This is a genomic window from Paenibacillus sp. FSL M8-0334 (assembly GCF_038000405.1).
Taxonomy (GTDB): domain Bacteria; phylum Bacillota; class Bacilli; order Paenibacillales; family Paenibacillaceae; genus Paenibacillus_AQ; species Paenibacillus_AQ campinasensis.
Genome location: NZ_JBBOCH010000002.1, coordinates 241,413 through 259,786 on the forward strand (window position 1 = coordinate 241,413; position 18,374 = coordinate 259,786).

General features: G+C 54.3%; 18 protein-coding genes and 5 tRNA genes. 20 read left to right on the plus strand and 3 right to left on the minus strand.

Annotation, left to right across the window (positions count from 1 at the left end; all coding sequences use genetic code 11):
• The first annotated feature begins 101 nt into the window (after positions 1-101).
• The 6 genes from MKX64_RS15215 to MKX64_RS15240 all read left to right on the plus strand — a co-directional run bounded on the left by MKX64_RS15215 (position 102) and on the right by MKX64_RS15240 (position 6,937).
• Positions 102-674: a GbsR/MarR family transcriptional regulator gene (locus MKX64_RS15215; protein ID WP_341036483.1), complete on the plus strand. Its 573-nt coding sequence runs from the start codon at positions 102-104 to the stop codon at positions 672-674.
• Positions 675-827: 153 nt separating this feature from the next.
• Positions 828-1,937, plus strand: coding sequence for a LolA family protein (locus MKX64_RS15220; protein WP_095264815.1), 1,110 nt, complete (start codon positions 828-830; stop codon positions 1,935-1,937).
• Between the two features lie 272 nt (positions 1,938-2,209).
• Positions 2,210-3,406 (plus strand): alanine racemase, encoded by a 1,197-nt coding sequence (gene alr, locus MKX64_RS15225; RefSeq protein WP_095264816.1) that lies wholly within the window; start codon positions 2,210-2,212, stop codon positions 3,404-3,406.
• Between the two features lie 234 nt (positions 3,407-3,640).
• Entirely contained in the window at positions 3,641-3,922 is a 282-nt protein-coding gene (locus tag MKX64_RS15230; RefSeq protein ID WP_046681343.1) for a CopG family ribbon-helix-helix protein, read from the plus strand.
• Between the two features lie 3 nt (positions 3,923-3,925).
• Positions 3,926-4,276, plus strand: a complete 351-nt coding sequence (locus MKX64_RS15235) for a type II toxin-antitoxin system PemK/MazF family toxin (RefSeq protein ID WP_095264817.1) — start codon at positions 3,926-3,928, stop codon at positions 4,274-4,276.
• A gap of 447 nt (positions 4,277-4,723) precedes the next feature.
• Complete coding sequence (locus tag MKX64_RS15240) at positions 4,724-6,937, plus strand: Tex family protein (protein ID WP_155618822.1); 2,214 nt, start codon at positions 4,724-4,726, stop codon at positions 6,935-6,937.
• A 133-nt stretch (positions 6,938-7,070) separates the two neighbouring features.
• Here MKX64_RS15240 and MKX64_RS15245 read toward each other — a convergent pair whose 3' ends face one another.
• Complete coding sequence (locus tag MKX64_RS15245) at positions 7,071-7,649, minus strand: CGNR zinc finger domain-containing protein (protein WP_095264818.1); 579 nt, start codon at positions 7,647-7,649, stop codon at positions 7,071-7,073.
• Between the two features lie 148 nt (positions 7,650-7,797).
• On the opposite strand from MKX64_RS15245, the gene MKX64_RS15250 reads away from it, so the two are divergent.
• The gene (locus MKX64_RS15250; RefSeq protein ID WP_095264819.1) at positions 7,798-8,259 is read left to right on the plus strand and encodes a DinB family protein; all 462 of its coding nucleotides are present in this window, start codon (positions 7,798-7,800) and stop codon (positions 8,257-8,259) included.
• Between the two features lie 79 nt (positions 8,260-8,338).
• Here the strand turns inward: MKX64_RS15250 and cmpA are convergent, their stop codons facing one another.
• Positions 8,339-8,467, minus strand: a complete 129-nt coding sequence (cmpA, locus tag MKX64_RS15255) for a cortex morphogenetic protein CmpA (RefSeq protein WP_095264820.1) — start codon at positions 8,465-8,467, stop codon at positions 8,339-8,341.
• A gap of 79 nt (positions 8,468-8,546) precedes the next feature.
• A complete protein-coding gene (locus tag MKX64_RS15260; RefSeq protein ID WP_095399277.1) occupies positions 8,547-8,897 on the minus strand; it encodes a hydrolase/acyltransferase in 351 nt (116 codons plus the stop codon).
• A 122-nt stretch (positions 8,898-9,019) separates the two neighbouring features.
• Between MKX64_RS15260 and MKX64_RS15265 the strand changes: the two genes are divergently transcribed.
• The 13 genes from MKX64_RS15265 to MKX64_RS15325 all read left to right on the plus strand — a co-directional run bounded on the left by MKX64_RS15265 (position 9,020) and on the right by MKX64_RS15325 (position 18,333).
• Positions 9,020-9,505, plus strand: a complete 486-nt coding sequence (locus tag MKX64_RS15265) for a SprT family protein (protein WP_176475651.1) — start codon at positions 9,020-9,022, stop codon at positions 9,503-9,505.
• A 28-nt stretch (positions 9,506-9,533) separates the two neighbouring features.
• Positions 9,534-9,609 (plus strand) — tRNA-Asn (locus MKX64_RS15270).
• A 6-nt stretch (positions 9,610-9,615) separates the two neighbouring features.
• Positions 9,616-9,704: transfer RNA gene (locus MKX64_RS15275), tRNA-Ser, on the plus strand.
• 82 nt (positions 9,705-9,786) lie between these two features.
• The gene (locus MKX64_RS15280; RefSeq protein ID WP_095264902.1) at positions 9,787-10,488 is read left to right on the plus strand and encodes a Type 1 glutamine amidotransferase-like domain-containing protein; all 702 of its coding nucleotides are present in this window, start codon (positions 9,787-9,789) and stop codon (positions 10,486-10,488) included.
• A gap of 114 nt (positions 10,489-10,602) precedes the next feature.
• Positions 10,603-10,674 (plus strand) — tRNA-Glu (locus tag MKX64_RS15285).
• Between the two features lie 108 nt (positions 10,675-10,782).
• Positions 10,783-10,858: transfer RNA gene (locus tag MKX64_RS15290), tRNA-Lys, on the plus strand.
• A 26-nt stretch (positions 10,859-10,884) separates the two neighbouring features.
• Positions 10,885-10,967: transfer RNA gene (locus MKX64_RS15295), tRNA-Leu, on the plus strand.
• Between the two features lie 139 nt (positions 10,968-11,106).
• Entirely contained in the window at positions 11,107-11,436 is a 330-nt protein-coding gene (locus tag MKX64_RS15300) for a KGG domain-containing protein (RefSeq protein ID WP_095264828.1), read from the plus strand.
• Positions 11,437-11,672: 236 nt separating this feature from the next.
• The gene (locus MKX64_RS15305; RefSeq protein ID WP_095398946.1) at positions 11,673-13,337 is read left to right on the plus strand and encodes an AraC family transcriptional regulator; all 1,665 of its coding nucleotides are present in this window, start codon (positions 11,673-11,675) and stop codon (positions 13,335-13,337) included.
• Positions 13,338-13,467: 130 nt separating this feature from the next.
• The gene (locus tag MKX64_RS15310) at positions 13,468-14,484 is read left to right on the plus strand and encodes an ABC transporter substrate-binding protein (protein WP_095398947.1); all 1,017 of its coding nucleotides are present in this window, start codon (positions 13,468-13,470) and stop codon (positions 14,482-14,484) included.
• 85 nt (positions 14,485-14,569) lie between these two features.
• Positions 14,570-15,577: a FecCD family ABC transporter permease gene (locus MKX64_RS15315; RefSeq protein ID WP_095398948.1), complete on the plus strand. Its 1,008-nt coding sequence runs from the start codon at positions 14,570-14,572 to the stop codon at positions 15,575-15,577.
• Positions 15,578-15,584: 7 nt separating this feature from the next.
• Positions 15,585-16,589, plus strand: coding sequence for a FecCD family ABC transporter permease (locus MKX64_RS15320; RefSeq protein WP_155618834.1), 1,005 nt, complete (start codon positions 15,585-15,587; stop codon positions 16,587-16,589).
• A gap of 37 nt (positions 16,590-16,626) precedes the next feature.
• Positions 16,627-18,333, plus strand: a complete 1,707-nt coding sequence (locus MKX64_RS15325) for an alpha/beta hydrolase (RefSeq protein ID WP_155618823.1) — start codon at positions 16,627-16,629, stop codon at positions 18,331-18,333.
• The last annotated feature ends 41 nt before the right edge of the window (positions 18,334-18,374 follow it).

Here is an 18,374-nt window from a genome sequence, read left to right on the forward strand (position 1 = left end):
TTTATTATCATCGTTCAAAATATTTTGTACGTTCAGTGTAAGTGAGAACCATTAAAGGAATGTCAAAACAGCGCGAGAATTTTGTAAAGTTTGGAGTTGGAATGATGGAAAAAGACAAGCCGCTGGAGGAACAATACGAGCAGGCGAAGCATGAGGTGATCGAGGCGATCGCCCAGACGATGGACTTGTACGGCGTCAATCATACCTTTGGCACCTTGTACGGGGTAATGTATTTTGAGGAAAAAGAAATGACCCTGGAAGAGATGCAGCAGAAGATGAACATGAGCAAGAGCAATATGAGCTACGCCATTCGCTCGCTGCTGTCCTCCCAGATGGTGACGAAGCTGGACAAGAAGCAGGTTAGAAAGGATCAATATATCGCGGAGACTGACTTTTTCAAAGTGTTCCAAAATTTTTTCGGCAACAAGCTCCAGCGCGAGATTGACGTCATGTCCCTCGCCATTGACGAAGCGATCGGGGCATGGAGCAGCATCATCCTGAGCCCGGACGCAAGCGAGGAGCTGCGCAGCCTGTGCTTGCAAGACATGTTCAAGCTGCAGGAAGCCAAGGCGTATTATGAATGGCTGCAACGATTTGTGAACCACCTGCAGGACGGAACGCTGTTTCAGCTGCTGCCAACCGATGCTTCCGAGTTCTCCGGGCAGCCGAAATAGACTTTAAACCAACACATCCTCTTCATAGGAGGGGATGCTTCGATATCACCAGACTCCCGCTTCTGCTTGTCAGGCTAGTCTGCATAATGTGACCAAGTCCCTCATAGACATGTATCAATCAACTCAAAACATGTGCGAAAAGGGGATGATGACATGCGCCGGATTTCATGGGTGCTGCTCGCTGTTGTATTATGCTTGACGACGATACTGGCGGGATGCGGAAAAAAAGACGCGGACAGCGTTGTGAAAGATCTGGGCAAAGTAGCTGATAAGCTGGAAGGTGACAAGGGCACCTACCAGGGGGCGGGCGTCATGACCATACATACCGGTGCAACTCCGCAGGAGTACCAGGTGGAGGTATGGTATCAGTCGCCGTCCTACTATCGCATAAGCCTGACCAACGGGCAGAAGAATATTACCCAGATTGTGCTGCGTAATGATGAAGGCGTGTTTGTGCTCACGCCGAGCTTGAACAAGAGCTTCCGTTTCAAAAGCGACTGGCCGGATAATCAGGGACAGGTCTACTTGTACCAGACGCTCCTGTCCAGCATTATCGGCGACAAGAACCGCCAGTTTGCCGAGGATAAGGAAAGCTACGTGTTTGACGTAGCCGCCAATTACCACAGCCATGCGCTTGTCCGCCAGAAGATCTGGCTCGCCAAGGACAACTATTCTCCGCGTCAGGTTCAGGTATCGGATTCCCAGGCGAATGTTGTGGTGGACGTGAAATTCAATACGTTTACGTTTGATACGAATCTGACGAAGGAATCCTTTGATACCCAGCGGAATCTGAACGCCATGAGCGAGTCGCAGGGCACGCTGGCGGAAGTGGATGAGAATGGCTTGCCGGTCGAACCTTCAGGCGAGGAGATTGCCGAGGGAACCGAAGGGATTCTGGACCCGGTAGCGGAGAAGGATATGGGCTCGTTTGGCATCATTGAGCCAGGATATACGCCTGCCGGGGTGGCACATCAAGAAACGATGGAGATTCCAGACAGCAAGGATCATGCCGTCATTCTGAAATACAATGGGGTATATCAATACACGATTATGGAATCCAGACCGCTGGATCGTGCCGTGTCGCTTGTGCCTGGAGAAGCGATCTACATCGATTTCACTACGGTAGGCTTGTTGACCGGGGACCAGCAGAAGACGCTGACCTGGACGACGGACGGCGTTGAGTACCGGATTACGAGCACCAACCTTCCGGTTGAGGAGATGGTGAACATCGCTGCTTCCATGCAGGACCAATCGGGTAAATAATGGATGAAGGCGAATACCCGGCAGCGGAGGATGAGTGTTCCTGCGTTCTGGCCATTCGCCTTCTTTTTCCAATCCACAAGGCTTCGGAAGCGGGCTGGCAGCCTGTTTCTAGCAGAGCTTTCGCGGGTTTAATATCCATAGAGGCTGCGGGAAGAAAGGTCGGTTCTCCCAGCCCGTCTCGAGGCTTCATTGACAGTTGCCTTTCGGAACATTACCATTAATCTAATGCTAGTCAAAAAGTTTTTCTCATCAAGGTAAGAAGGTGACTGGAAGTGCAAGCAATATACCGACCAACCCTGGCCGAGATTAACCTGGATCATCTGCGCGCCAATTACACCGCCTTTCGCAAGGCGCTGCCTGAAGGCATGAAGTTTCTGGCCAGCGTCAAGGCGAATGCGTACGGGCATGGGGCGGTGGAAGTAGCCCGAGAGCTGGAGCAGCTCGGGGCCGATTATTTGGGCGTTGCGTTCCTGGACGAAGCGCTTGAGCTTCGTCAAGCCGGCATCACCCTGCCGATACTGGTATTCGGCTATACGCCGCCGGAAGGGGTGGAGGCTGCGCTCTACAACAACATATCGATCGCTTTGTTCAGCACGGAGGTGCTTCAGGCGATCAAGGCGCTGCCGGTTCTGCCGGATCGAAAGCTAAGGGTACACATCAAGATTGACAGCGGAATGGGTCGTTTGGGCTTGCTTCCCGGCGAGGATGCGCTTTCCTTCATTAAAGAGGCTTTCTCGCTTCCGCAAATGGTTGTAGAAGGCATGTTCACTCATTTCGCACGCGCGGATGAACACAACAAAGACTATACAATGGAGCAGTATCGCCGATTCAAGGACGTGGCGGACGCCCTTCGGGACATGGGCTATCCTATCCCGATCATACATACGGGCAACAGTGCTGCCGCTATCGACACTCCCGGATTATCCTACAATATGGTGCGCATAGGCGTCAGCTTGTATGGATTGTATCCATCCGATGAGGTGAATAAGCAAGCGGTAAGCCTTCGCCCTGTCATGGCGCTCAAAACAAAGCTTGTGTACGTCAAGACGCTTCCTCCGAATTCAGGCATCAGCTACGGCACCAGATACATAACCGGACAGGAAGAAATGATTGGAACGCTTCCGATCGGTTATGCTGACGGTTATTCCCGTATGCTGAGCGGCAAGGCGGAGGTACTGATACGCGGCCGCCGCGTCCCAGTTGTCGGCACAATTTGCATGGATCAATGCATGGTGTCACTTAAGACGTTCGCCGAAGAGGCGGAACAAATCAAAGCCGGTGAAGAGGTTGTGCTCATCGGCCAGCAGGCTGGCGAATGTATTTCGGCAGACGAGCTGGCTTCCTGGCTGGGCACCATCCACTATGAGGTAGTCTGCATGATGGCCCACCGAGTGCCGCGCCAATATATACGCGGAAATATCCCCGTCAAGACGGTCAACCCGCTATGGGAATCCGTCGATTTACATTGAAGCATCTGTGCCCGAGGAAATTGTGTTCGAGGAAGAAGGATTATATACAGGCATTCTCGAAGTAGGAAGAAGTATGAATATGTCGCTTTTGTCTGTACGAAACTGTCGATTGTAGTTTATAATGGTATGCAGCATACTTGATATACCTTCGGCATATATATTCTTTTGTATAAATTTCCTTGAATAATGCAATACTGGTGCACAGGCGAGAAGGTTGTGGGGGTGTAATTGAGGGTGGCCAATATGCAGAACACCAAACGAATTATGATCAGTTTACCGGATCATCTTTTGCAGGAAGTGGACGGGATCGCTCAGTTGGAGAATTCCAACCGCAGTGAGCTTATTCGGCAAGCCATGAAACTGTACTTGAATGAGCGTAAGAAGCGTTATATACGCGAATCAATGCAGCGAGGGTATATGGAAATGGCGAAAATCAACCTGACCATGGCATCTGAAGCGTTTCACGCGGAGGAAGATGCAGACAGCACTCTAGACCGCTTAGTAAGCGGGGTGTAGACAGTGATCGTAAAACGGGGCGACGTATTTTTTGCGGATCTTTCACCCGTTGTCGGTTCGGAGCAGGGAGGTGTAAGGCCGGTCCTTGTGATCCAGAACGATATCGGCAACCGGTTCAGTCCAACGGTAATTGTGGCCGCAATTACCGCACAGATTCAAAAAGCAAAGCTTCCGACTCATGTTGAAATCGACGCTGCATCGCATGGATTTGACAGGGATTCCGTTATTTTGCTGGAGCAGATCCGGACCATTGATAAGCAGCGGCTTACCGACAAGATCACCCATCTTGATGACGAGACGATGAGCAAGGTGAACGATTCCTTGCAGATCAGTCTGGGCTTGATCGACTTTTGAACCGATCTATCCAAGTATTCATATCAGAAATCAAACCCGTGGCGGTTTGATTGTAAGGAGGCTGTTCTTCGGCAGAGTGTGCTGCTGGGGACAGCCTTTTGTTCTGTTTGGGAAGGTATGCGGATTTGAAGCTCCTGATATCTATGCGCCTGAGGGGATAAGGAAATAGGCGACGGTGACGGCCGTTGCGGTGAGCAGAACGCAGATGACAGACCAAGTGAGCGCTTTTTTGTCATTCATTGTCGTACGGAGACCTCCTCATGCTGGTTTGGTTCGCTTGTTGTTACGTTCAGAATATCGGGCAACACTTAAAATAAGATGAAAAAAACCTTAATCCAAGCTTAAAGGCAACGAAGAAGCGGAGCCCGTCTGTTGACTGTGCTGGAAAAGCCGCCGCAGATTTGGGATAATAGCTGTACAGTTAATGTTGAAGAAAGAGGGATATCATTGTCTGAATTAGAAGCTGTCGCGGAAGTGAATGAGGAACAGATTCATAAGGAAGAGCAGGAAAGAATCGTCAAACAAATCGCGAAGGAGCTTGGGCTGTCTGTCAAGCAAGTGCGAACGACCGTGGACCTGCTGGACGAGGGGAACACGATCCCGTTCATTGCGCGTTACCGCAAGGAGATGACCGGCGAGCTGGACGAGAACCGGCTGCGCGAGATCGAGGAGCGCACCGGGTATTTGCGGAATCTGGAAGTGCGCAAGCGTGAAGTCATCCGGATTATTGACGAACAGGGAAAGCTGACTGATGAGCTCAAAGCGTCCATCACGGCAGCGGTGAAGCTTCAGGAAGTGGAGGACCTGTACCGTCCTTACAGGCAAAAGCGCAAGACCCGGGCCAGTGTAGCCAAGGAGAAAGGGCTGGAGCCGCTCGCGGAGTGGATCTGGTCCCAGCCGAAGCAGGGCGATGTGATGGCTCAGGCTGCGCAATATGTCAATGAGGAGAAGGGCGTCGCGTCCGCAGAGGAAGCGCTGCAGGGGGCAATGGATATTTTGGCGGAAAATATTGCCGATGACGCAGCCATTCGTGCCTGGGTTCGCCGCTATACGCTGGACCATGGCATGCTCACTTCCGAAGCGAAGGATGCGGAAGCGGAATCCGTCTACGAGAATTACTACAACTATCGTGAATTGGCGAAGAAAATGCCGCCGCACCGGATTCTGGCGATCAACCGGGGAGAGCGGGAAAATATATTGAAGGTGGGACTTGAGGTTTCACCGGATTCGATTTACAACTTCATTGGCAAACAGGTAATTAAGGGGCAGTCCATTGCCGCCGATATCCTGAAGACGATCATTGAGGATTCGTACAAGCGGCTGATCGCGCCGTCGATCGAGCGAGAGGTTCGTGCCGAACTGACGGAGAAGGGCGAGAATCAGGCGATTTCGATCTTCGCCGGCAACCTGCGCAGCCTGCTGCTGCAGCCGCCAGTGAAGGGACGCTGCGTACTGGGCGTCGATCCGGCCTACCGGACAGGCTGTAAGCTCGCGGTGGTTGACGAGACAGGCAAGCTGCTTGAAGTGGCTGTCACGTACCCGACGCCGCCGAGCAATAAGAAGGCCGAGGCAGCGGCGGTATTCCGCAAGCTGATCGACAAATATGGCATCAAGCTGATTGTGATCGGGAACGGAACCGCCTCGCGGGAGACCGAGCAGTTCGTAGCCGAGGAGGTCATCGCCGAGATCGGTGATCCGGAGCTGGCTTACCTTATTGTCAACGAGGCCGGCGCGAGCGTATACTCCGCCTCCAAGCTGGCGCAGGAGGAGTTCCCGGATCTGGATGTCGCCGAGCGCAGCGCGGCATCGATTGCCCGCCGGGTGCAGGACCCGCTGGCGGAGCTGGTCAAGATCGATCCGAAATCCATCGGTGTAGGCCAGTATCAGCACGACGTGTCCCAGAAGCATCTGGAGGAAAGCTTGCGCGCCGTCGTGGAGTCGGCCGTGAACCATGTCGGTGTTGATGTGAACACGGCGTCGCCGTCGCTCCTCTCTTATGTGGCCGGCATCAATGCGACCATTGCGAAGAATATCGTCAAGTTCCGCGAGGAGAACGGCAAGTTTGTCAGCCGGAAACAGCTGCAGAAGGTGCCGCGCCTCGGGGCGAAGACGTTCGAGCAGTGCGTAGGCTTTATGCGGATTACCGATGGCGAGAACATTCTGGACCGGACCCCGATTCACCCGGAATCGTATTCGGTGGTGGACCGATTGTTCAAGGAGCTGCAGGTTGAGCTGGATAAGCTCGGTACGAAGGAGCTGGCCGAGCTGCTGGCACAGCAGGAGCCGGAGAGCCTGGCGGTGAAGCTGGATGTCGGCTTGCCGACGCTGCGCGACATTCTCGACAGTCTCCAGCGGCCCGGCCGCGACCCGCGCGAGGAGCTGCCGGCACCGATCTTCCGCAAGGATGTGCTGAAGATCGAGGACCTGACACCGGGCATGGAGCTGCAGGGGACGGTGCGCAATGTGATTGACTTCGGCGCCTTCGTGGACATCGGCATCAAGAGCGATGGCCTCGTGCATATTTCCCAGCTGAGCAACGGGTATGTAAAGCATCCGATGGATGTCGTCTCAGTTGGAGACAACGTCACGGTATGGGTGCTTAACGTGGACTTGAAGAAAGGCCGCGTCGGATTGACCATGCGCGAGCCGAAGGATCAGTAGAAGCGCAGGGGCTTGAGCGACAAGCGCTCAGGGTGGAGATCAGGAATGAACATGAGCGGCAACCTCGATGACAGAGGTTGCCGCTTTGTTCGTTGATTGGAGCCCGGAGCTGGCAGCTGTCTCACCAGACCGGTTAAGGCTTGTCTGCCGGGCCTTGCTTCTCGCTGGCGGCGGAGGCATGTTTGGCCCGGAACCGCCGCACCTTCATCAGATTGCCGCAGGTTTTGTCCTCGCAATAGCGTTTGGAGCGGTTGCGTGTGCTGTCATAGTATACCCAGCGGCAATTTGGATTGGAGCAGATAGAGAAGCGCGACAGATCGCGTTCAGCCAGCGCTGTTGCGAATGAAGCGGCAATTTCGGCCGCTGCGCCCTCCCAGCCTGGATTTACAGGGGAGCTGGACAGGGCGAAGGGCTTCCCGGTGCCCGGAACCAAGCGGCGGATGACCGGCCCGCGGCTCAGCCATGCATTCAATTGCGTCAGCTCCTCCTCGGACAGCGATTGTCCACCCACGATCCGCTGCACGCAGTGAAGCATGAGGGCGCGAAGCTGCCGGAGGAACTTCAGCTCCTCGTCCGTAAGGAGGGGAGGAGCGAGCAGGGAATGTTCGGTTATAAACCGCTGGAGCCACGCGTCGCTCTCCAGTTTGTCCTCGGACCGTTCTCCTTTTTTCCAATCCGGCCATTCACTATTTATAAAATCATCCCAGAGCATTCTGTTTCATCCTTTCAATGGTATGGTTATTGTAACAGGCATAATGAAGTTTAGCTAGTTACTTGTTCAGGAGCGAAAGCTGTGTTAAGGTGGATGTAACTTTCTAAACTGGTTTTAGATCGTTACAATTATGGCGGGAGGAATGAGGATGAGTTTGCGCGAAATGCTGCTGGAGAACTGGGATTTCACGATGGAGAAGGAGGATGGATATGCTCCGCTATCGGTTGCCCTTCAGGATGTGACGGTGGAGCAGGCATTGTGGAAGCCGGGGGAAGGCGCTAACAGCATCTGGGAAAACGTAATGCATCTGCTGTTCTACAAGGAAGTGCTTCTGGCGCGGATAGAAGGGCGGGCGTCGGATGTCCGGGTGAGCAATGACGAGACGTTTCGGATTGTCGATGCCAGCGAGGAGGCTTGGCGGGAGGCCCAGGACCGATTGAAGCAGGTTCATGCGGCTGTGCGGGAGAAAATTCAGAATGTGCCTGAAGAGGAACTGAGCGAGCATCCGCAGCGGTATTGGAGCTTCATTACCCATGATGCTTATCATATTGGTCAGATCATCCTGCTGAGGAAGCTGCAGGGCAGCTGGCCTGCCACGCGCGCATTTTAGCTAGCTGAACATACAAAAACAAGCCGGATCATCTCCGGCTTGCTGTCTTCTCCCGTATCGGATCAAGGGGCACGCTGGCTTACTGGGCGTTCGAATTCTCCCCTGAGGAGTTTCTGTAAAAAAACCAGCATTCATTCAACAGTTTAATCTGACGCCGATCCTTTTTACGAAAAGCGCGGGTCAGTTGATTGCAGAGCCATTGCGGCAAGGGTATCTCCTCCTCTGCTAATTCCGTCTGTATGGATAGCATATGGGGAAATCGCCCAAAGCGTGCAGGTCTACCTCGATTATTGCCCTTCCTCTTCGTACCATTGCTCCAGCTGCGCTTGCAGCGCGCGGATCTCGGTAAGCAGCGAGATGAGCGGGTAATGCTCCTCCTTGATTGCAGCGAAGGCTTGCTCAAGCTCATTTATGTATTCCAGGCCGCCTTGAATGCTGAGCGATTCCTGCAGCAGATCAAGCTGGTCGCATTCTGCCACGGCAATAGGAAGCTCGGGCTTGCCGGGAGCGGTCAGCTTGTCAATTTCCTTGTTCAGTCGCAAGTTAAGCGCGCTTAGCTGATATGCATAGTCGCTGGGCATTTCAACAAAAGTCAGCTTGTCCCGTTGTTGCAAAATAACATAACGCATCTTTGGCATGATTGCAGGTTCTCCCTCCATACTTTCTACTTGACAGTGTAGCCCAGAGGGAAGTTAAAATTCAAGTAACATTTATAGCCTCGCGCTGGACAGAAGGGTACGTGGTGTACACAATGAAGCAGATGAGCAACGAGGAGCTGCAGGCTTGGGTGGAGCGGATTTCGCTCGAGAGCTTTCGGCTGCCCTTTAGACATAAAGCAACCTTCAACCGCAGGCTGTCCACGACAGGCGGGCGGTATTTTATGAAAAGTCATCATATTGAAATCAATCCCCATCAGCTGGATATTCACGGGCCGGAAGAGGTGGAGAAAATCATCAAGCATGAACTGTGCCACTATCATCTTCATCTCGCAGGCAGAGGCTACCGCCACCGGGATCCGGATTTCAAGATGCTCCTCCAGGCCGTTGGTGGCAGCCGTTTCTGCAAGGCGCTGCCGAAACGGACAGCGTCGGGGCGCAATCCGGAACCGTACCGCTACAAGCTGCGCTGCGGCGCATGCGGGACGGAATACCTGCGAAAGCGGAGAATGAATCCGGACCGATATCGGTGCGGGAAATGTCGCGGGCGATTGACACTGCAAGCGCTTGACTCCCCCAATAAGACATGATAAATTATTAAGTGTTCGGTTTGGACATTCCCCGATAGCTCAGTTGGTAGAGCACTCGACTGTTAATCGAGTTGTCACAGGTTCGAGTCCTGTTCGGGGAGCCAGCTTCTGGAGAGATACCCAAGTGGCTATAAGGGGACCCTCTGCTAAGGGGTTAGACTGCGTAAGCGGTGCGAGGGTTCGAATCCCTCTCTCTCCGTTGGAATATTTTGTTGGAAAGCTCCCGGTGGACATGTGCCGGGGGCTTTTCCTATATTGGGAAGCAAGGGGATGGAGCCGGAATGAAGACAAGGCAAATTATCGCCATGGGCGGAGGCGGATTTTCAATGGAGCCGGACAATCTGCAACTTGACCGGTATGTGCTGGCCCAAGTTCCGAAGGAAACACCGAAGATTTGTTTCATACCGACGGCAAGCGGGGATGCGGACAACTATGTGGAACGGTTTTATGCCGCTTTTCGAACCTTGCCGTGCACGCCGTGTCACCTGTCGTTGTTCCAGCCGAATTTTGCCGATTTGAGATCCTATGTGCTGGAGCAGGATATTCTGTACGTCGGGGGCGGGAATACCCGGAATATGCTCGTGTTATGGAAAGAGTGGGGGCTGGACCGGATCCTCGAGGAAGCCTATGAGCAGGGGATCGTGTTATGCGGGCTCAGCGCCGGTTCGATCTGCTGGTTTGAGGAAGGCGTTACGGACCCGCTCAATGCCCCGCTTTATAAACTGCAAGGACTCGGTTTACTCAAGGGCAGCCACTGCCCCCATTATGACGGTGAGAACAAGCGCAGGCCGGCTTATCATGACATGATCCTTCGAGGAGACATTCAAGCGGGCTATGCCGCAGATGATGGAGCCGCACTGCACTTCAAGGAGGGACGGCTGCACGGCGTCGTCGGTTCCAGAATGAACGCAAAGGCTTATGTGGTGGAAAGGGACGGGGAGGCCGTCATCGAGCGGACACTGCAAACAACGTGGCTTGGCTGACATGTCCGAAAGATTACAGAAAAAAATCTCGAAAAATTGAGGAAAAGGGCTTGCCATCATTTTTGAATTTATGCTATACTCATTCTTGTCGTCACGGACGGCACTGATAAATATGGCCCGTTGGTCAAGGGGTTAAGACACCTCCCTTTCACGGAGGTAACAGGGGTTCGAATCCCCTACGGGTCATACTTTTATTACAAGCTTCGGGGATGAGAACCCCATAGGTTCGTCGGAGCATAAGCAGCAATTTGTATTCTCGAACCATCTACATGGCAGCTCCATGATGATCATCGAGAGCCATTAGCTCAGTTGGTAGAGCACCTGACTTTTAATCAGGGTGTCGAAGGTTCGAGTCCTTCATGGCTCACCAGTTTTTTTAGAAGTACTCAACAATATGCGGTAGTGGTGGAATGGCAGACACGCTATCTTGAGGGGGTAGTGGGTGTATACCCGTGGAGGTTCGAGTCCTCTCTACCGCATTCATACGGAAACGGAATAAGTCCTGCATTGATGCAGGGCTTTTTTTCATGCTTGGGATTGGCCATGTCTGTTTCATCTTCGACGAAGCGGTTAATATGATACCGTGGACGTCCAAATACCTACAAGGAGTGATTCAGAATGGCTGGAAACAACAATGGAAAGATGAGCCGGGAAGAAGCAGGCCGTTTAGGTGGAGAAGCAACAGCAAACAATCACGACAAAGCGTTTTATCAGGAAATTGGACGCAAAGGTGGCGAAGCTACCTCCGATTCGCATGATAAGGAGTTCTATCAGGAGATCGGTAAGAAAGGCGGCGAAGCGACCTCTCGCTCTCATGACCGCGAGTTCTATCAGGAGATTGGGCAGAAGGGCGGCGAAGCCCGCGACAACTCCGATAACGGCAAGATGAGCCGCGAGGAAGCGGGCCGCAAAGGCGGTCAGGCAAGCTCTCGTCAGCGCCGTAATTAACGAACAGCATAAACAGGCTGGAAGAGGAGTCAAGGCCGCGAGCAGATGCTCGCATACCAAGGACCCGCCTTCCATCCTAACCGAAGCGCAGTCACGGTTCCGATATGGAGCTGTGGCTGTTTTTTTGTGATGGACGGATGGGGGAAGCGGTCCGCTGCACTGGACTTTTTCACAACGGTATGATAATTATATGATAATGATAACCATTCTCATTTAAAGAAACGAGGTTTCACATAATGTCTAACCGATCTTTGCATCATCCTGTGCTGCAGGAACTGGGGAGCGATAGCGGGCTAATGGCCCGGCTGCGGCATATGGAGATATATAACGGGCGCTGTCTTCAACTGGATCAGCAGCTTACGGTTCATCCGGCTCTGGTGCTTCTTCTTGGAGGAGAAGCAAGCCTGCTGCAGGCCGAGCAGACGACTCGCATGGTGAAAGGATGTGTATACGGTTGTCCGGCGGGCTCTACTTTCGGCGTACAGGGTGACGGCCAGCTGGCGGAGCACGAGCGGGAACAGACCGTGGTGGCCATTCTGCATTTTGGATTGTTCGTCAGCCTTCCGGGCAGTGACGAGTGGAAGGAGCTGGACGCCGCAGCGGTTCTGCCGGAGAATGGCGTGTTTACATACGGATCACCCGAGCGTTTGCAGCAAATTTGCCGATCGGTATACCGGCATGTCCAGGACAAGGACCCGCTCCGGAAATGGCGGGGACAGCTCGATTTCCAGAGATTGCTGTATACCTTGATAGCCGAGAGCAGCCCGGATACGAGGCATGACAAGCGGCAGGCGCTGGAGCGTGTGAAGGAATATATGAATGAACATTACGATCAGGATTTGTCGATGGATCAGCTGGCCGAGCTGGCGGATCTCAGTCCGAAATATTTTGTCGAGGTGTTCAAGAAGACCTATGGATACAGTGCGATGGATTACCTGGGGCAGGTGCGGATGAAGAAAGCCAAGCAATTGATGCTCGGTTCAGATTCTCTGCTGAAAGAGGTGGCGCATTCGGTCGGATATAAGGACGAATTTTATTTCAGCCGCAAATTCAAGAAGGCTTTTGGTTTATCTCCGTCCGAATATATGAGGACGCATAAGAACAAGGTTGCCATGTACGGCTCGACCACGCTGCTAGGGTATGCGATGCCGCTGCAATGGACTCCCTATGCCGCCCCGCTTCATCCGAAATGGTCGCAGCACTACTATAATGTCCTTGGCCCAGACATCCCTGTGCATCTGGATGCTTATCGGCAGAACCATAACAGAACAGCGAATCTGGAGAAGCTGGCCGCCGCGCGCCCGGAGCTTATTATATGCGCATCCGGCGTTGAGGCGTGGGAGAAGGAGGAGCTGCGCCGGATCGCGCCGCTGTATGAAATGCCGGGACAGGAGACATGCTGGCGCCGCTGTCTGCTTGACTTGGCGGAGGTGCTGAACCGAAAGGCCGAGGCGGTGAGCTGGCTGGCAGCTTACGAACGTACAATATCCGGCTGGCTGGATCAGCTCCCGTCACACGCTAGGCGCAAGCGGCGAATTCTCACGGCGCGGCTTCACCGTCATGAGCTGGCAGCATACAGTCATCCGGGAATCCGGGAAGTGCTGTATGAATATTTAGAGTTCGAGCCGGTTGTCGTGCCTGAGGAGGCTAATAACAGCCTGAGCATCCGCCAGATTGAAGAGAGCTGTCCGGGCCATCTGCTCCTGCTGGTCCGGCAGGATTCCGAGACGCTGGCCTATTGGCGTCAGCTTGAGTCGTCACCGGAATGGATGGCGCTGGACACAGTCCGAAGCGGCACGTTCCGCCAGCTCTCGTCTTATCCGTGGCGTGAGTATTCCCCGATCGCGATGGAGCAGATGGCGGAGGAAGCACTGCGCATGTTTTCCGGAAAATATCCATGACAGAACCGGAGATTGTCCATGGTGCAGGAGCGGACTTTCGCTTACTATGATCAATAATGATAATCATTATCAATTGAGAAAATGATAATCATATTATGATCAGCTACACGGAAGGGGACGCTTGAGAGAAATGAAGACCATGAAGTTATTGTCAGGGCTGATGGCCCTTATGTTGATGCTTACCGCATGCGGAGGCGGCACGGCCGATCCGGGCGCGGTGCCTGCGGCACAGCAGGCCGCCGATAACGCGAACACAGCGGCGGAGCCGTCGCCGCAGGAGACGGAGTCAGCGCCAGCTGAAGCCGACACGAAGGTGGTCAAATACCTCGACCAGGAATACATTCTGCCAGCGCAAACGGAGCGCATTGTCATTACCGGCGCGGTGGAAGCGATGGAGGATGCCATCGTGCTCGATGTCAATCCAGTCGGGGCGATCTCTTTTGCAGGTGAATTCCCGCCATTGTTTGAGTCGATTACGAAGAATGCCCAGTCGGTGGGTGAGAAGACGGAGCCGAATTTTGAGACGATTCTGTCGCTGAAGCCGGACGTCATTTTAGGGTCATCCAAGTTCAAGCCCGAGGTGGCTGAGCAGCTGAACAAAATCGCGCCGACCATCCCGTATTCTCACATCTCCACGAACTGGGAGAGCAATTTGAGACTGCTTGGCGAGCTAAGCGGGAAGCAGGAGCTGGCCGAACAGGAAATTGAGAAATACAAAGCGGATCTGGAAGCGGCAAAGTCGCTGATCGGCGACAGCCTCACGGAGAAGAAGGTGCTGGCGCTGCGGGTTCGCGCGGGCGAGATGTACATCTATCCGGCAGAGGTCTTCTTCAACCCGGTTCTGTATGAGGATCTCGGCATCGCCGTACCAGATGAGGTAGCTGCGGCGGAGGCGCAGGAATTGATCTCCAAGGAAAGAATGGCGGAGATGAATCCGGATTATCTGTTTGTGCAATTCTCGCCGGACGAGAACAGGGAGACGCCGAATGCCTGGGAAGAGCTGCAGAATGATCCGATTCTGAAAAATCTGAACGCGTTCAAGAACGGAACCGTCTTTGTGAACGTCGTAGATCCGCTGGCCCAGGGCGGGACGGCCTACAGCAAAATCGCGTTTTTGAAAGCCGCTGTTGAAAGCCTGACACAGTAAAGGTCGAGCATAGGTTTCATTACGATATATACGAGTACAGGGATTCCTACAAAGTCCTGATTCCAGTAAATAAGGCGTGTTGTTCATGGGGCTTAGAAAGAGGCTGCCGGCCGTCATTCTGTTGGCGGCCCCGGCGCTTGTCATATTGCTGATTGCGGCTTCCATCCTGTATGGAGCCAAAAATATTACGATGGATACCGTATGGGACTCCATCTTTGCTTTTGATCCGGAGGAAATTGACCACCAGATTATCATAAGCTCACGGCTGCCAAGAGTGGTCGGAGCCATGCTCATCGGCGCATTTCTTGCCGTTTCGGGCGCTCTGATGCAGGGCATGACACGCAACTATCTCGCTTCGCCTTCCATTATGGGGGTGACCGACGGCTCGGTTTTTGCGGTGACTCTGTTCATGATCTTGATCCCGAACGCCGGGTCCGAGATGTATATCATCAGCTCCATGGTCGGTTCCGCCATTGGCGCTGCCATCGTATTCGGCCTGGCCTGGCTCATTCCGGGCGGGCTTAGCCCGGTTCGGCTTGCTATACTCGGGACGGTGATCGGGACCTTCCTCAGTGGCGTCGCGGAGGCGCTCGCCGCTTATTTCCAGATTTCGCAGAGCATCAGCTTCTGGTACAATGCCCGGCTGCATGCCATGGACCCTTCGCTGATCAAGCTCAGCATTCCGTTTGCGCTGGCTGGCCTTGCCCTGGCATTGATACTGTCCCGGTCGGTTACGCTGCTCTCGCTGGGGGAGGAAGCTGCGAAGGGGCTTGGGGTCCGGACTTCGTTGATTAAAGGGCTGACGATGCTGGCGGTTGTCATTTTGACCGGGGTCTCCGTAGCCCTTGCCGGGAAGATTGCCTTTGTCGGGCTCATCATCCCGCACATTGCCCGGTTCTTGTCAGGCTCCGATTACCGATGGATCGTGCCGGTATCCGGCGTGCTCGGCGGCTTGTTCCTTGCCTTGTGCGATATTCTTGCCCGCTTTGTCAACGCTCCCTTCGAAACGCCTGTCGGTGTTATCACTGCGTTGATCGGTGTTCCGTTCTTCCTTTATCTGATCAAGACGAGGGGAGGGGCTCAGCGTGCTTAATAGCTCGATGCGTTTTCGGGTTGTCCTTGCCGGAGGGCTTGTCATCGTGCTGGCAGCGATCTATTTCAGCCTGACCAATGGCACCTTTGACATGACCATCCGCGACGTGTTCCGAACGCTGCTTCGGCTTGAAGCGGATCCTGATTATGATCTTGTCGTGTTTCAATTTCGCCTGCCGAGGATCGTGCTGGGGGCGCTGGTCGGTTATGCGCTTGGCATCGCTGGCGCTGTCATACAGGGCGTGACCCGCAACGGGCTCGCCGATCCGGGCATACTTGGCATCAATGCAGGTGCGGGCATGGCGGTGGTGCTGTTCATGTTCCTGTTCCAGGCTCAGCTTACGATGACCGGCTGGCTTGGCGTCATGATGATGCCGCTATTCGGCATCACAGGAGGAATGCTTGCTACGGCGGCGATCCTGATACTCGCCAGGGAAGGAGGCAAGCTGGACCCGCAGCGGCTCATTCTGGTAGGGATTGCGATTGCGTCCGGGTTTGGAGCGGTGACGATGTATTTTTCGCTGAAGATGAACCCGAGAGATTACGAAATGGCCGTTTCCTGGCTGGCGGGCAGCCTGCACAGCGCCAATTGGAAGTTTGTGGTGACGATGCTGCCTTGGCTTGTCTTGTTGCCTCCGCTCATCTGGCTGCGCACGCGAGTGCTTGATCTGTTCCAGCTCAGCGAGGACAGCGTAAAAAGCGTCGGCGTTGCCGTCGAGCGCGAGAAGAAGCTGCTGCTGTTGGGCAGCATCGGTCTGGTCAGCGCCAGTGTGGCGGTATCCGGCAGCATCGGCTTTGTCGGGCTGATTGCCCCCCATATGGCTAAACAGCTGGTGGGCTTCAAGCATCGGCATATGATTCCCATCAGCGGCATCGCCGGCATGGCGATTGTACTGACTGGGGATTTTATCGGCCGAACGATCTTTGCGCCTGCGGAGCTGGCAGCGGGGATCGTCATATCGGTGATCGGGGTGCCATATTTCGTTTATCTGCTGTTTCGCATGAGAAAATAATATGATGGTCGCTACCGTCATTTCGGGGAGAGAACATATGAATCGTTATCAACAGTTGAAAGTGAGGGGGAGGGAGCTGGTGATTTGTCTCCCCCCATCCTATCATCAGTCAGAGCGCCTTTACCCGGTGGCTTATGTACAAGACCAGGGGGAGCCTTTTCAGGATTCCCTGAACTATCTGGAGCACTGTTATGCGTCAGGCAAGCTGCAGGAAGTGATTCTGGTAGGCATCTGTACCAAGGATCGCAATCGGGAATATACGCCATGGCCGATGGATGCGCTCGTTGCGGGGCGTCCGGCCTTCGCTGGGGAGGGGCGGGCTTATGTCAATGAAGTGGCAGATGTGATCAAGCCCTGGATTGACAGTACATACCGCTCGCTTAGCGGACCGGAGCACACGGCCATCATCGGCGGATCGTTCGGGGGCCTAATCTCGCTTTTTGCGGGCTACTGGCGCCCCGAGATTTTCGGCCGGATCGGCATGCTCTCCGGGTCGCTATGGTACGAAGGAGTGCTGGAATATATCAAGGAACAAGGGGCGCTTCCGTCTGGCGTGAGCCTGTTCATGTCGGTCGGGCGAAATGAAGGCATCTATAAACTAAATGCTCAGCGCAGCATGTTTCCGAATCATCTTGAGGCATATCGCCACTGGGTGGAAAGCGGAACGAATGAACATCAGCTGTGCCTGATCGTTGATCCGGACGGCACCCATGATCCGATCTTCATGTACCGCAAATTTACGGACGCCCTGCAGTGGCTGTTCACAGAGGCGGCCGAAGCAGCAGCTTCTCATGCCTTGACTGAACCAGCAACGGAGCCGGTAACTGAGCCAGGTGCTGAATCCGCTGCAGCGCGGAAGCTCACAGCGTCCGGCGCCATAGCCCCTGACGGTTCGGCAAGCCCGGATGCATCTGTTGCTGAATCCGGTTCACCCCGCGCACCGGCAGCTTTCAGCATTCCGGGCACGGTCACTTGGAGTCTGCACTCGGAGCTTACTGGGCGGGCATACCGGATCTGCATCGCCGAGCCGATGGGGCCGCCGCCAGAAGGCGGATATCCTGTGCTATATTCGCTGGATGCCAACGCCACCTTCGGCTCGCTGGCGGAATCGATCCGGATGCAGTCCCGAACCCCTCGCGGCATACCGCCTGCGGTGGTCGTGGGCATCGGATTCGACAGCGATAGCCCGATTGCAAGCGAGGAGCGCTTCTATAATTACACCGAATATGCGGATAGCCGCGAGCTGCCGGCAAGACCCGGAGGAATGGAATGGCCGGAGACCGGCGGGGTAGCGCATTTTCTGGAGTTTATTGAGACGCAGCTGAAGCCGAGGATCGAGGAACACTATCCGATCGACCGCAGCAGGCAGTCGCTTTTCGGTCATTCTCTGGGCGGATATTTTGCCTTGTACACGCTGTTCACCAGGCCCGAGGCTTTCCAGCGGTATGTTGCCGCGAGCCCATCGATATGGTGGAAGCATCATGCGCTGTATACCCACTGGGAGAATGGAAGCGCACGCCTCCAGGAGATGCAACCGCTCCGGGAGCTACATCTTTATGTTGGCAGAGAAGAGAAGCCGTCCATGGTGACGGATGCCAGAGAACTGTACGCTTGCTTGAAACCGCATTATCACCTCTTGAAGACCACATACCGGGAAATTGAAGGGGAGGGGCACGTATCCGTGCTGCCCTCACTGTTCAGCCCGCTGCTTCGGATCGTTACGGCAGCGCCGGAAACCCCGTAAACCTAATCAGTATGCCTCATCTCATTTCTGTCCAAAATAAA

Coding starts and splice junctions, on each gene's coding strand:
- MKX64_RS15215 (WP_341036483.1), top strand. CDS start 102: ATGATGGAAAAAGACAAGCCGCTGGAGGAACAATACGAGCAGGCGAAG.
- MKX64_RS15260 (WP_095399277.1), bottom strand. CDS start 8,897: ATGCCAAAGATGCGTTATGTTATTTTGCAACAACGGGACAAGCTGACT.
- MKX64_RS15320 (WP_155618834.1), top strand. CDS start 15,585: ATGCGTTTTCGGGTTGTCCTTGCCGGAGGGCTTGTCATCGTGCTGGCA.
- MKX64_RS15265 (WP_176475651.1), top strand. CDS start 9,020: ATGAGCAACGAGGAGCTGCAGGCTTGGGTGGAGCGGATTTCGCTCGAG.
- MKX64_RS15300 (WP_095264828.1), top strand. CDS start 11,107: ATGGCTGGAAACAACAATGGAAAGATGAGCCGGGAAGAAGCAGGCCGT.
- MKX64_RS15280 (WP_095264902.1), top strand. CDS start 9,787: ATGAAGACAAGGCAAATTATCGCCATGGGCGGAGGCGGATTTTCAATG.
- MKX64_RS15220 (WP_095264815.1), top strand. CDS start 828: ATGCGCCGGATTTCATGGGTGCTGCTCGCTGTTGTATTATGCTTGACG.
- MKX64_RS15250 (WP_095264819.1), top strand. CDS start 7,798: ATGAGTTTGCGCGAAATGCTGCTGGAGAACTGGGATTTCACGATGGAG.
- MKX64_RS15325 (WP_155618823.1), top strand. CDS start 16,627: ATGAATCGTTATCAACAGTTGAAAGTGAGGGGGAGGGAGCTGGTGATT.
- MKX64_RS15245 (WP_095264818.1), bottom strand. CDS start 7,649: ATGCTCTGGGATGATTTTATAAATAGTGAATGGCCGGATTGGAAAAAA.
- MKX64_RS15310 (WP_095398947.1), top strand. CDS start 13,468: ATGAAGACCATGAAGTTATTGTCAGGGCTGATGGCCCTTATGTTGATG.
- MKX64_RS15315 (WP_095398948.1), top strand. CDS start 14,570: ATGGGGCTTAGAAAGAGGCTGCCGGCCGTCATTCTGTTGGCGGCCCCG.
- MKX64_RS15305 (WP_095398946.1), top strand. CDS start 11,673: ATGTCTAACCGATCTTTGCATCATCCTGTGCTGCAGGAACTGGGGAGC.